This window comes from Neobacillus rhizophilus, assembly GCF_018343535.1.
Classification (GTDB): Bacteria; Bacillota; Bacilli; order Bacillales; family Cytobacillaceae; genus Neobacillus; species Neobacillus rhizophilus.
Genome location: NZ_JAGYPF010000006.1, coordinates 1 through 14,378 on the forward strand (window position 1 = coordinate 1; position 14,378 = coordinate 14,378).

A 14,378-nucleotide genomic window follows, 5' to 3' on the forward strand; every position below is an offset into this window, starting at 1 on the left:
AACTCTCCAATAAAGTTGAGTTGATTAGCTCAAAAATGTTACGTTGGCTCATGTTTTCTATTTAATATAGAAGAAACATGATAATTATTGTTTGTTGACGTTTTTGTTTGTTTAGTTTTCAAAGAACAATTTTATCAGAGACAGAATAATAATATATCATCTCTTTCTGAACTAGTCAACCGCTTTTTTCAAGAGGCTAGCAACTTAATTCAGCAACAGTAATTAATATTACTGTAGTGATCTTTAAATGTCAACTGTTTTTTAGAGATAAAATGTTTTTCGCCATATCTCTTAGCGACAAATGTTATATTACTAGATTATTTTTAACACGTCAATCTATTTTTTCATTTTTTTTAGATGAATCCCAAACTTTATACCTCATCCTTATTGAATTAAAAGCCACGGTACATCTGAAACCATTGATATCCTTCGCCCAAGCTATAAGGGACAAATCTCCCTTTAAATAATGAAACATATAAATATAAGAAGATCTTATATTGTAACGGAAAGAAGGAAAAATGAATGCCAACCGGAATGCATCAAGTTGAGGTGGATGTCCCGATCAATAAGGTTTGGAAGTTTGTTAAGGATATGGATAATTGGGCTCCTCTTATCCCCGGATATATTCAACATCGAAAATTTACGAACCGTCAATCTATTTGGGAGTTTAATAGTAACATCGGATTTATAAAGAAAAAGATGAGTCTGATGGTCACCATAAAAGAATGGATCGAACCGACAAAGATTACATTTCAGTTAAAGGGAGTAAATGAAGGACTTACTGGTGAAGGATATTTTCTAGCAGAAGCGGTGGATAAAAATAAAACGAAGATCACAGGCTTTCTTGAGCTCACTGCCGGTGGCGCAACGGGACCGGTGGTTAATGCAATCTTAAAGTCTCAGCTTCCTAATGTAACGAAGGATATGGTTACTGCAATCGCCACTAAATTGGAGCAGGTTAATAATAATGTATCTAGAGTTTAGCACCAAAAAAGGGACAGTCTCCTGTTTTACGATTAATGTTAGGGAGGCTGGCCTTTTATAGCGCTACCCAAATTCCGACATAATTCCCCATTCGCTTTTTTTAAATAATCGTTTGGTTAAAATTAATAAATAGTGAACAAAAATAAGCAATTATTTATTATACGGCTAAAATTATTGTCGTTTACACAAACGTCTGATTAAATCTGTTCAAGATCTATTCATAGCGGGGAATTGACTGCTTTTTGAGGCAAAAAAATTGCTGAATAAACAAGAAGAAAAACGAAGAATTTATATTCCAAACCGATCAAACACCCTAACCTCAACTACCATTGTCAATCTTCGTCAGATTTCCCTTCTAGCAATCTATACAAACGTTTGTTTAAAAACTCGGTCATGCCTGTTATGAAAGCATAAACCCTAATAAGCGATTAAAATATTTGTCTGTTATTCAAACGTTTAATTAAATACTAAAAAAACTTTGCTGCTAAAGGTTTTCGCATTATTACCACACAAAAAAATTGACGACTTTTGACGTCGAAAAAAATTAATAGGCAAATAAAAAATGAGGCAGAAGAACCGTCCCCATGCCTCAAACTGTCATTTTCCAACTTGATAAATTCAGCCAGTTTTCCTTTTCTTTATAATCAGGCATTATTTTTCCTACCAGGCGCCAGAAGGATCGGTCGTGGTTCAAGTGAACCATATGGCACATTTCGTGAACGACTACATAGTCAATTACTTCTCGTGGTGCCATTGCCAGTCTCCAGTTAAAGGTTAACTGCAGTTTTGAATCACAGGTTCCCCATGTGGTTTTGCTATCCGTGATCCGAATGGAACGTGGCTTTGTTTTGAAGTGGCTTTGATAGGAGGATATGCTTTTCTCCACTAAAGCCTTACATTGCTGATAATAAAATCGCTTTAAGGCTTGTTTGATTTTTTCATCATCAAGCTGTTTCACATATATATGCAGCCTTTCACCTTCAAACGATACACGGTCCTCCGTTATATTTTTATCCTGGATGATCTGTATGGGGTAGGTATTCCCTAAATAAAGGAAGCTTTCACCATGCTTATAGGCCTTTTCCTGTGGCCCGTCCAGCCTGCCCTTCATTTCCTTTAATTTTCGCTGAATGATGTCCCATTTTTCCTCTAATAACTGAAGAATTTTTTCATCAGATGTCCCTTTCGGAGCCTGGATTTCTACATTTCCATAGCTATCAATCGTCATTCCTACAGATGTACGATTTTTGTACTTGATCTCAAAACGTATTGTCTCCCCTAAGTAGGTATGTATCATGTCATCACCTGCAAGGCTTATCCTCTATATTTAATCGCCAGTCCTTTTAAGAAGTTCCTGGCGTATTTATCGCCGCATTCTTTATAATTCTTGTGCCCTTCTTTTCTTAATAAAGCGCCGAGTTCCCCTTTTGAAACCGTGATTCCTGCTTCCTCAAAAATATCCAACATATCGTCAGTAGTTAATGCTAAAGCTATTTTTACTTTTTTCAAGAGGAGATTATTAACGTTTGCACTTTTCTTAATTGACGGTTCATATGATTCAGGCTGTCCTGGTTTTGGCTCTTGCTTTCCTCTTTTATAGACAATAAATCCATTTAAAAACGAATCGAACATACTGTTATTACATTTAAGCTGGTCTTCGCTTTCATCATCTTCCTTCGTGAGGATCTTTATTACGTCCGGAACTGTTACATCAACACCGCCAAGCTGAAAGATCTCAGCCATTTCTTTATTTTTTAGTTCCAGCGCATATCGCAGCCGTATTAATATATCGTTATTATCCACAATTGGCCTCCATATAAAAAAATTAGTGCCTTTCGCATGTCCAAGCACCATTTGATTTAACTAATATTACATTATTGCCAACCGGATTTCAAAAAAACAATAGAGAAACGGGAGGGCAGTCCTCCTGCCAAGTAAGGCTTGAAAGTGACAGGGAACTAACCCTCAAAGAAAAATACTTAAAAAACATTACTGCTTAAGGATTTCACAAATAAAGGGGTCGAATTCGCAAATATAACTCGTAAAATCGCAAGTAAAAGTGCTGGATTCGCAAATAAAACCCTTAAAATCGCAAATAAAACCTGAAAACATTTACGAAACCAGTCTAGACAAATAAAAAATGAGGCAGAAGAACCGTCCCCATGCCTCATTCCTTGATCGTGATCACTCCAATCAAGCCAATTATGGAGAAGATGACTGGTGTGATGAGACCATGGTAGTAGCCGGCACTTACACTGCCTGAAGCGGTCTGAAAGTGATCCAAGACATTTCCAAAAATACTTGGCAGCAATACGGCACTCAAGAATCCACCTGTATTCGCAAATCCGGAGGCAAGGCCAGATTCCATGATTGGAAAAGATTGACGAACAGCAGCAAACGTTAAGGCATTTGCCCCATACGCAAGACCAATAACAAAGAAAAGCATCGTTAACAAGAAATTGGGAGGATTCCCTTTAAATAAAAGAAAGGTAGACCAACTCAAGATTAGAATAATATGGACAACCACATAAGGGCGTTTAATCATCTCTAACCGGCTTGAAATCCAGCCGGATAAAGGAGCACCAATCAGTGCCCCAACCAGACCAATCAAAATAAGCCGGCTCGCCTCGGAACGTGTCATTCCATACATATCCATCCCATAGGGCACTGCCCATGAACCGATAAAACCTACATACGTTCCGACAATCCCAAAGTGACATAAGAATAACGCCCATGCCTGGCGATATGAAACAATTCTTCGCAGTAAAACCAACGTTTTTTCCCGTTGGATCTCACTTTTTTCAGTTATTGTTTTATCAGGTAAGATTTGTTTTGGCTTTTTGACGAGCACAAAATATAGGAAAATGCCACATAGACATAATAATAGGCCTGTTGAAAAAAACGCTGCCCTCCAACCAAACAGGTCAATCCATAAGGAGAATGGGACTGTCGCCAAAAGAAAACCAAGACTCCCCGTCATTGCTGCCACACCGATTAAGCGGGTAAATTCCTTCGCACTAAACCATTGGCTCAAGATTAACACCATATTGACCCAGATGGTCGCATCCCCCATCCCCGTCAGGATTCTGGCAAAAAACAAGACAAATTCATGGGTGCCGAGACTATAAATGATGGTACCGAGACCCGTAAGGATCGCACCGATAATGAGAAAAAAATTGGGGCCAAATCGGTCAGCCATAATCCCCATCGGAATTTGCAAACCAGTGTAAACAAAAAATTGAATGCTTGCAAGTAAACCAATCGTTGTTGCTGTTACATGAAAATCCCTCATCACTTGGTCCGTAATCAATCCCGGAGCAGTTCGCTGGCTCGACATGAATAAATAAGTAAACAGTACTGAAGCAAATACAACCCATCTAAATCGGCTATTTTGTTTGTCCAATGTATCTACCCTCTGTGAACTTTTACTTTATATATATGGTTTTTCTGGCGGCGGTAGAAACCAGTTTTCGAAAAAAAAGCGACTCCAATATTAGGAATCGCTTTTTGAAATCTCATTTATTTATTGAAATTTATGCATTTCTGCCTTGCAAATGTGCCCCGTATTTTGGAAGAACGGTATCCCTCGTATATTCATCGACTTGACGAAGTGTTTCAACAATAGCCGGCATATCCAATGCTTTTACAAATTCATTAATTGCTTGTACACCAGCTTCTGCATGCTCTTCTCTTTCCTCTGGTGTTGTCAAAAGCGGTGTAGCCATATGATCGGATGGCTCATAGAAGTAAGAACCCACTGCACCGGATTGATAAGCGTACTTTCCTAATGTATTACCAGGATTCTTACTCATCCCTGCTAACATATGCTGCACATCATAAGTTACAGAATGAGATTCAGGTACATTCAATGGAACATCTTCTAATCTGCCTAGAATTTTATAAGCACCAATCGACATATCATGGAATGCATCCATTAGATTGAACTTGGCTGCCTCAGCTGCCTTTAATACGTCCATATAAAGAGCAGGCACTTTCGTTTCATCAAAGAAATCACGAACCATCCCGCTTACAGTCAAGTAAGCTGGACCATGACTGGTGATATAAATTTGCCGTCTAAAGCCTTGGTTTAGTAGTGACTTGGCGATTTTATCTAAATAAGCCATTCCGTCTTTTACGCTCATTTGAATCGTCCCCCGGCCGACAATCGTTCCGCCTGGGAAGAAATAAGGCAGGTTGTGCAATACAAGCCCATCTGATTCTTCGGCCATTTTTAATGCAATCGCTTCTGCAAGAACCGTTTCAGAATCCAGCGGTAAAGCTCCATGTGTTTCTGTTACTCCAACAGGAACAAATATGATATCATTTCTATTTAAATATTCTTCGACTTCCCCATTTGTCAGTTTTGAAAGAAATCTAGTACGCATATAAACCTCTCCTGCCATTTCATTTTATAAAGCATCACCGTATAGGGAGCACCTTATTAAGACGCTCTTCTTTCTTTTAATGCTGCATACATTTCATTGGTTCTTTTCGCATTAAGGTTATAGATTAAACCCACACCAATCAATATGAGGATGAATGCAAGGACTGGCATACCGGTATACATTTTTGCTACGCCTTCGGCCACTGCCGGTGATTGAGATTTTGCTCCGGAAACGAAACCCACCCAGCCTAAAGCGTAACTTCCGATCGCAGAACCTAATCCCATCCCTACTTTACGAGCAAAGGAATAGAGGGAGTAAAGTGTTCCTTCGTAATGTTTTCCAGTTTGCAGTTCTGCATAATCGATACAATCTGTTACAAGAGCCCAAACAACCATAACGAAGACAGCTGAGCCGATTGTAGCAAGGTTATATAAAACCATGAACACGTATACATTTTCGATTGTAACTAATGTCAATACTAGTGATGCTGCTAAACTGAAGAATGCTGTAGCAATAACTAAATTTCTTTTATTAAACTTTACAACGAGTTTAGGAACGATGGCGAATAACACAAGCGTAATACCAATGCTAATGAAAGAGTTAATAGCGAAAGCACTTGGCATATGATAACGTTCTGCAAAGACAATTGGAGCTAATTGACTTACGCCATTTATCATCAGGAGTGAGCCAATTGATGCAACCATCATTCCGATTAACGGTCTATTTTTAATCGCTACCATAAACGCATCCTTAAATTGATAGTCGGAATTTGTTCCTGGGCCATTTTCATCACGAATACGTTCTGTTGATAATTTTACAAGTCCTGTATAAGCTAAAACGGATAAAATACTGAAGACGATGGCAATTTGAAAGAATGCTTCCGGAACCACTTTTCCAGCCTTATCGTAAATAAACATTGGAACGAATGATAAAAATCCAAGGCCGACAACCATACCGCCAATAGCACGGGCACGAGATAATTTTGTGCGTTCAACAGGATCATTTGTAATAACAGATGCAAGCGAACCGTAAGGAATGGAATCGGCTGTATATGCAACACAGAAGAATAAATAAATGAATACTACCCATATATGAGTTGCTGCAGATCCCCAACTGGATACGTTTGCAAATGCTAATAAACAGGAAGCGGCTAAAATCCATTTAGAAATATTAATATACGGCAAAAATTTATCGCCAGATTTACCTAATTTCCAACGGTCAGGAAGAGTACCCATAACCACATTGCAAATTGCATCAAAGAATTTACCCAACAAAAACATCGTTCCCATAAAGTAAGGGCTTACACCTAATACATAAGTACAAAAAATCAAGAAAAATCCACCTATATATAAGTTAACAAAACTTCCCCCTATATCCCCTAGCGCATATCCAACCTGGTCTCTTACTCCAAACTTCTTCATATAAAGCCCCCATTTTTTCCTGTAGATTTTGCAAACGCTTAATTTATTTCTTGAAATTAAGTATATATCTGATTTTGAAAACGTTTTTATATTATAGTTGCATCCTTTTATAGTATAATTGCGAAATTTCTGTTTTAAAAAAAAGTCCTAGAACGCAGAAAATAAGCGCATGAAATACTCAAGCGCCCTTCATTTCTTTTTCTGCTTTTTAAATTCGACTGGGGTGATTCCTTCTACCTCTTTAAAAAATTTGGAGAAATACTGGGGATTGCTGAAGCCAACCATGATGGCAATTTCCGTCATCGTAAGATTAGAGTTTAGGATGAGCTCCTTTGCTTCCTTCATTCTTCTTAGATTCCGGTAATTACTAATTGTTATGCCTTTTTCTTTTTTAAACGTCCGCATTAAATGAGACGGATGAACATGTATTTTTCGGGCTATTTCCTCCATCGAAATGTCCTCTGCAAAGTTCATCTCAATATAGTTTTCTGCTTTCTCCACAATTGTTAAGCTGCCGCTATTTGATTTTCTAATTGTGGGGTCAGAATACTCCTTTACCATATATGAATGAATTTTATCCAGTTTAGTAATGGTTTCGGCATGCTCAATCATTATGGCATATTTTTCTGAGATAAAGTGGCATTGCCATGGACTTAATCCGCCTTTTTCTGCTGCATAGCTATAGAGAGTATTGTGTGATAATAGAATATTTTTATAGGATCGCATTTTATTATTTGGGACTCTGTTTAGAAGGTTAAATTGGTCATCACTTAACTTCAAAAATGGATCCTTTTCAAAGTCAGCTATCAACTCCCGATCACCAATTTGAATTCTATAGAGCAATTTTTCCCTGAATTTATGACCGGCTTCAATGAATTCAGGTGTAAGTCCATTTCGATTAATATTTGGATTTGGGGTATCTGGTTGCAGATGATCGTTCATTCATATTCCCTGCCTTACACATTTGGCTTATCTACCCATTATATTATTTATTGCCACTATCTTGCATTTAATTAAGAGACCTCGTCTGAATCTTCCCTTCTGCAACTGTTTTTTCAATGACATCTGTGTTATTAGCCGCAAAAAGAATCTTAATTGCAGACTTTTGTCAAGGAGACCCATAAAAAAATGATGCACAAGAACCGTCCCAATGCCTCATTTATGACGAAAGTCACATAGAATTATTGACTTTGGTTACTACATTGGAATTGCCCTGTGGCCCTATAATCAAGAGTGTTAAATACAAAATGCCAGCTGGATCGTCCTCTAAGGTTATTTTTTTGTAAATTTAACAAAAACGGACTATTCAGAATGTGGCAAAAAAGGTATAATTTACCTGTTTGTAATACTTTTGTACTAGGGGGTACATATTATGACTTGGTTTACCAAGTGGGCGTTACGGAATAAAGCGGCATTAACCTTTTCCGTACTTGCCTCAATGATTTTTGGTATTTTCAGTTACACTACGATTCCAATGGAGCTAATGCCATCTGCTGATCAGCCGTACGTTACGATTTCTGTCGTCGGAAACGGTGTCGATGCCGTCAGCATGGATGAACAGGTTACACAGCCAATTGAGAAAGCCATAAACGGCGTTAGAGGAAAACAAAATGTAGTCGCACAAACCGGGAATAACTTTACCCAGTTGACCGTCACCTTTGAGTCCAGCATTGATGTAAAAGAGGCAAAACAGCAAATACAAGAAAGAATTTCGATGGTCAATCTCCCTAATGGAGTCATGAAACCATACGTTGTCAACCTGAACACATCTGAAATTCCAATTGTAGAATTAGGCCTCACCTTTGATAAGGAAGTTGGCAATACTGAGCTAAATCTTGTAGAAAATGAGATTATGCCGATGTTCCAAGACTTAAAAGGTATCGGCAATGTCATCGTAAACGGCGGGAAAAATCAACAGGTAATGATTAAAGTCGATCCAGAAAAATTAGCCGCTGCTGGGTTCCCGCTTGAAAAACTTTATACCCTTCTTCAAGGAAAAAATGCATCCGTCGCAATGGGTGAGCAAACGCTAAATAACGAAGCAACGAGCATTATCGTAACAGGCAAACTAGAATCGCTTAACGACCTCAAAAACATCCAGTTAAATGGTGACACTAAACTACAGGATGTTGCCGATATTACCATGCAAAAAGATACCCAAAGCATTACCCATTTGAACGGGAAGAATTTCATTGACGTCGTTATTCAGAAGGATTCCACCTCCAATGCCGTAACGCTTGGGCAAGAGGTCCAAGACACCGTTAAAAAAATCAATCAAGATTATAAGGGAACGCTCCAAGCAACGATTGTGATGAATTTGGGCGATACAGTTCTTGATTCCATCAATTCGATGACAAGAGAAGTATTGACTGGAGCATTATTTGCAACGCTTATTATCTGGTTATTCCTGCGCAGTTTCCGAATGACCCTGATCACGATTGTCAGCATTCCGCTGTCACTTTGTATTACGATGATTCTCCTTTCCTTCTTTGGCGTTACCTTAAACATCCTCACGCTCGGAGGAATTGCCGTATCTGTTGGACGGCTAGTGGATGACAGCATCGTGGTAGTCGAAAATATTTATCGAAGAAAGAAAGATAATGAATTAACCCCTGCTTTTCTGATCGATGCGGTAAAAGAAGTGGGTGCAGCCATCACATCATCCACTCTCACAACGGTGGCAGTATTCCTTCCAATGCTGATTGTTTCTGGAGGCTTACGGGATATTGTTGCCCCGTTCGCTATTACGATTACTTGTTCCTTACTATCGTCGCTGCTAGTTTCGTTGACAGTGGTACCAGCACTCAGCGCTCGTATGATGACAAAGGTAAAGGTGAAAGAAAAACAGAAGAATTCCTTCTACCCATCGCTGTTGAAATGGTCGCTTAACCATAAATGGCTGCCAATCACCATAGCCGTTCTCGTTGTCGTCGGGTCTGTCGGATTATTTGTGAGCATGCCTAAAGGGTCTGTTGACCAAAAGGATTCCGCCTATATAGAAATCGGTCTTCGCTATCAAAACGGAACTCCATTTAGCGAAATGGAAGATGGGGTTGCGAAAATGGAGAACATCCTTGCTGATAAAGAGGGTGTAAAAACCCATATTGCCATTGCAGGAGTCAATGAGGAAGCGGCACAATACGGCAATCTGCAGGATGCAAACGTCGTCCGCTTTATGGTTTTCCCTAAGGAAGGGACCGATTCTGCTAAATTTGTAAAAGACATCCGAAAAACTAAAGACCAGTTTCCAAATGCGGAACTGACTGCAGATACAGCTGGTTTGCTAGGAGCCAACAAAACGACTGTTTCTGTTGATGTTATTGGAAAAAATGATACTGACATTAAAAAAGCAGCTGATAAGGTAAAGGAAAAAATCGGTGGCATCGATGGTGTAATAAAAGTAGAAAGTAACGATCAAAATACAAAGCCAACCATCACCATTCAGGTAGATTCAAAAGTAGCAAATGCGCAGGAAATCTCCCAGTCCATTTATGCGATGCTTCAGCCTGCTGTAATTGGAAGCATCAAAATAGACGGACGGACGACCGCTGTAAAATTAGGAGCACTAAAAGAAGTTCAAACGGCAGACGATTTGAAAAATCTACAGCTGATGTCACCAAATGGACCTGTTGCTTTATCCAGCATTGCGAAGGTTGAAGAAAGTAAGCAGCAAGGTACCATTTTTACTAAAGACGGACATCATTATCTTCAAGTCACGGCTCAAGTCAATCCAGACAAAATGGTCGACGTGGCCGGCAAAATTCAGCAGCAGCTTGTCACTTGGAGCAAAGATGATACGTTTGCCAAAGGAACAAGCGCAGAGCTTACGGGTTCATCCATGCAGTCATCCGACCAATTAGGGGAACTCGCTAAGCTTGCCATGTTCTCCATTGGAATCGTATTTATGATTTTGCTTGTGACCTTAAAGTCGTTCCGGGCAAGCGTCGCCATCCTGATTTCGTTGCCGCTTGCAGCCATCGGTTCACTGTTAGGGCTGGTTGTTACCAACTCAAGCATTAATATTTCTTCTGGTATCGGAATGCTGATGCTCGTCGGAATTGTGGTAACGAATGCGATCGTGCTGGTTGACCGGATCCGTCATAACGAGGAAAGAATGAGTATTCGCGAAGCGATTTTGGAAGCTGGTACCGTACGTTTACGGCCTATTTTGATGACTGCCCTTGCAACAGTATTCGCCATGCTGCCACTCTTGTTTGCACATGAATCAGCAATGAGCCTAAACCTTGTTTCCAAGGGACTTGCCGTCGTAGTTATTTTCGGACTCATCGTGTCCACCCTGCTGACACTGATCGTCATTCCGACATTCTACGAACTATTCCACTTCCGGAAAGCTAAGAAACAAAGACTGCAAGCTAACCAGGTAGAAAGTACTTTGGGTCAATAATGAAGCACGGGGACGGTTCTCATGCATCAATATTTGTCTTTGGACGAAAATGATGCAGAAGAACCGTCCCCATGCCTCAAAAAAAAGTGCCTGTCACGCCCCGAATAAACATGCGGGAAGTGACAGGCACTTAATTTGATTGGAAGGCTGTCATTGATCCTTCGGCATATAGATCATTGACTTGAATAAGTCTCCATCAATTTGAATGGCAAACTTTCCTCCTTGATTTTCAATGAGGCTTTGGGCAATAGAGAGTCCTAAGCCGCTGCCTTGGCTGGTTCTGGATTCATCTCCTCTTTTGAAACGTTCCATTAACTCATCTGCTGAAATATTTAATTCATAAGCAGACATGTTTTTGAAGGTAAGTAGAATCACGTTCCCTGCATCCTCGAATTGAATATATACTCTTGACCCTGGGAGCGCATATTTGAAAGTATTGGATAATACGTTCTCAATGGACCTCCACAATAATTTTCCATCGGCTAAGACATATAACTTTTCATCGGGATAATTGATTTTGAAATCTAACCCGGAAGCTTCTATTTTATCGCTCACTTCCCCTAGCCCCTGAGTGACTAACGAGACAATATCGACCCTCCCCAATTGAACTGGAATATTTCCGCTGGACGCCTTTGCTGCCTCAAATAAATCATCCGTTAAAGTTTTAAGCCTCTTCGACTTTTGATCCAGTACTTCAAGATATTTTTCTGTTTTTACAGGGTCTTTCTCTTGTTTTAATAAATCGACATAGGTAATGATGGCTGTTAATGGTGTCCGTATATCATGAGAGACATTTGTTATTAATTCCGTTTTTAATCGTTCACTTTTCAGTTCGCTTTCAACCGCTGAATTTAAACCATCAGTAATGCTGTTAATATTCTCAGCCAGACCAGCAAACTCTCCTTTTTCACCAACATAAATACGATGATGAATATCGCCCTCTTTAATTTTTGCAACGCCTTCCTTTATGGCTTGGAAAGCCTTTACCTTCTTAAGGGCAAACCAGGCCGCAAACCCAATAGTAATTGGAAACATGAAAAAGGTTAAAGCAACCAGCACTGGATATCCGATGACGATTAATACTGTCTTTACAGCAACACTTCCGCTCCCATAAACATGTCTGACAAATTGAATTAGCCTATAAATAATTTGATAGATTAGAGTATGCTTGAAGATGGTTTGATTTTTGATATGCCTGATGAGTGATAAGATGAATAAGAGTACTGCTGCCGAAATCGGGATTGTAATCGGAATAACCAATTTCGGGATGTTTGATGATGCGAAGTTATCCAACAGGGCCACCCATAACGCCATTAACCCCATACATATGAGGATATTCAATTCAACAAATAATTTATCAATCGAGTGCAGGTGAAGCTCTTCATCCTTGAATGACTTTCTGCCCGTCACGAATACTAGATACAGGAAGGAAAGAATGAAACCTGTTAGATAGGCTAGCAATTTATAAAAGCTGGCCGTTGCTATAGCTTTGGTCTCTTTCCAGTCTTGGATTTTCGTTTGTAAAAACTCTTTCGAATAAGCTACATATACGGCCTGGCCTTTTGGGTCCCAATCCTCTTTACTTTGGATCGCCTGATGGAGATTTTCATTCTCCTCCGCTTCTTTTGGGTACAGCTCATTTTTATAGTCTTCTAGGATTAAATAGGAAGGAAAGGATTTAAACTGTTCTTTTGCTGTATTCGAGCTGTTCTTATAGACATTGACACCATCACTGGCATAATAAAAAGGATTTTTAACCTCTTCTACCCTCTGCAATAGCGAATGAAAATCCCTTAAATCATTCCTTATCAGCTCATCCCTAACTTGGGCGATCTTATCTGCGTATTCAGTTTTAAATTTTTCAAAGTTTTCCGCTTCTGTTAAATTGGGATTATAACTCTTTGAATTACTTTGAAAGTCATAAAATAACTCTTGTTCTCGTCTTTTTAATTCATCCTCATCGACCGTTCCGCCATTTAAAATATGTTCTTCACTCTTATAGAACCCAACCAACCGGGTGAGATCCTCCGCAAGGTAACCACTTTCTTTTACATAGGAATGGCTTTGAAAATAATTGTCTTGAAAAGCACTGCTAAATTCCCCGTCGTGAACCACTTCTACATCAACAATTGTTTTAATTAAGCCTGTAAAACAGGTAACCACCAGGAGAAACACAATTATCTTGGTTATGATTGAATGGCTATATTTTTTCAACCTTGTATCCAACTCCCCACACCACCTTTAAATATTTTGGCTCTTTAGGATTGATTTCTATTTTCTCTCTGATTTTTCTAATATGAACGGAAACCGTGTTTTCCGGACTATATGCCGTTTCGTTCCAAACTTTTTCATAGATATCTTCCATGGAAAAAACTCTGCCGGCGTTAGCCGTCAACAGCTTTAAAATCTTATATTGAACCGGTGTCAGGTGAACAGCCTCTCCATCGACCGTAACTGTTTTACTTTCATCATCGATTACGAGCCCTCCCGTTTGATAAACATGACTCTTGGTTTCAAGACTACCCAAGGTTGTGTATCGTCTCAGCTGGGATTTCACTCTTGCAATTAATTCCAGTGGGTTAAATGGCTTTGTTATGTAGTCATCCGCACCGACGTTTAACCCCAGAATTTTATCGTAATCCTCTGATTTGGCTGAAAGCATGATCAAAGGGATGTTGTTAGCTTCTCTAATTTTCATCGTTGCTCGTATCCCATCCAGCTTGGGCATCATAATATCCATAATAATCAAATGGATCGTTTGGTTATCAATGATTTCAATCGCCTCTAATCCATTATAGGCTGTGAATACTTGATACCCTTCATTTTCTAAGTAGACACCAATCGCTTCGACAATTGCCTGATCATCGTCACAAACTAATATATTCATAAAAAAAATCACCTCTATATCTGTATCGGATATCCAATCTCCCCTTTATCTTTCGTCCTGAGACCATGATACCCAGCAAATCTTAATAAACCCATGATGCAAATCTTAAGATTTTCTTAACATGTACCTAGCATACCGTATTTTGTGACTTTGAAGACCTTGGAAAACAGGAAAAGGAACAGCTTACTGTTCCTTTGGGCTTCCAGGTACGGTTCTCATGCATCAATTTATGTCATTGGATAGAAATGATACAGCAGAACCGTCCCCATGTATTCATTTCCGGAATAAGTGCAACA

The 14,378-nt window shown here is 39.3% G+C and carries 10 protein-coding genes; 2 read left to right on the plus strand and 8 right to left on the minus strand.

Annotation, left to right across the window (positions count from 1 at the left end; translation table 11 throughout):
• The first annotated feature begins 522 nt into the window (after positions 1-522).
• A complete protein-coding gene (locus KHA99_RS27370; RefSeq protein WP_213120680.1) occupies positions 523-984 on the plus strand; it encodes an SRPBCC family protein in 462 nt (153 codons plus the stop codon).
• 589 nt (positions 985-1,573) lie between these two features.
• On the opposite strand, the gene KHA99_RS27375 is transcribed toward KHA99_RS27370, so the two are convergent.
• The 6 genes from KHA99_RS27375 to KHA99_RS27400 all read right to left on the minus strand — a co-directional run bounded on the left by KHA99_RS27375 (position 1,574) and on the right by KHA99_RS27400 (position 7,732).
• The gene (locus KHA99_RS27375; RefSeq protein ID WP_213120681.1) at positions 1,574-2,281 is read right to left on the minus strand and encodes a M48 family metallopeptidase; all 708 of its coding nucleotides are present in this window, start codon (positions 2,279-2,281) and stop codon (positions 1,574-1,576) included.
• A 17-nt stretch (positions 2,282-2,298) separates the two neighbouring features.
• The gene (locus KHA99_RS27380) at positions 2,299-2,787 is read right to left on the minus strand and encodes a YehS family protein (RefSeq protein WP_213120682.1); all 489 of its coding nucleotides are present in this window, start codon (positions 2,785-2,787) and stop codon (positions 2,299-2,301) included.
• A 364-nt stretch (positions 2,788-3,151) separates the two neighbouring features.
• Positions 3,152-4,387 (minus strand): MFS transporter, encoded by a 1,236-nt coding sequence (locus KHA99_RS27385; protein WP_213120683.1) that lies wholly within the window; start codon positions 4,385-4,387, stop codon positions 3,152-3,154.
• 130 nt (positions 4,388-4,517) lie between these two features.
• On the minus strand, positions 4,518-5,369 hold the full coding sequence (locus KHA99_RS27390; RefSeq protein WP_213120684.1) for a creatininase family protein: 852 nt from the start codon (positions 5,367-5,369) through the stop codon (positions 4,518-4,520).
• A gap of 56 nt (positions 5,370-5,425) precedes the next feature.
• Complete coding sequence (locus KHA99_RS27395) at positions 5,426-6,790, minus strand: MFS transporter (protein WP_213120685.1); 1,365 nt, start codon at positions 6,788-6,790, stop codon at positions 5,426-5,428.
• Positions 6,791-6,979: 189 nt separating this feature from the next.
• Positions 6,980-7,732 carry a helix-turn-helix domain-containing protein gene (locus KHA99_RS27400; protein WP_213120686.1) on the minus strand — a complete coding sequence of 251 codons (753 nt, stop codon included), beginning with the start codon at positions 7,730-7,732 and terminating at the stop codon, positions 6,980-6,982.
• A gap of 430 nt (positions 7,733-8,162) precedes the next feature.
• On the opposite strand from KHA99_RS27400, the gene KHA99_RS27405 reads away from it, so the two are divergent.
• On the plus strand, positions 8,163-11,195 hold the full coding sequence (locus tag KHA99_RS27405) for an efflux RND transporter permease subunit (RefSeq protein ID WP_213120687.1): 3,033 nt from the start codon (positions 8,163-8,165) through the stop codon (positions 11,193-11,195).
• A 150-nt stretch (positions 11,196-11,345) separates the two neighbouring features.
• Here the strand turns inward: KHA99_RS27405 and KHA99_RS27410 are convergent, their stop codons facing one another.
• Together KHA99_RS27410 and KHA99_RS27415 are read right to left on the minus strand one after the other, a co-directional pair.
• Positions 11,346-13,421 (minus strand): HAMP domain-containing sensor histidine kinase, encoded by a 2,076-nt coding sequence (locus tag KHA99_RS27410; protein ID WP_249366983.1) that lies wholly within the window; start codon positions 13,419-13,421, stop codon positions 11,346-11,348.
• Complete coding sequence (locus KHA99_RS27415; RefSeq protein WP_213120688.1) at positions 13,396-14,082, minus strand: response regulator transcription factor; 687 nt, start codon at positions 14,080-14,082, stop codon at positions 13,396-13,398. Before KHA99_RS27415 ends, KHA99_RS27410 begins: the two co-directional genes overlap by 26 nt.
• Positions 14,083-14,378: the final 296 nt, after the last annotated feature.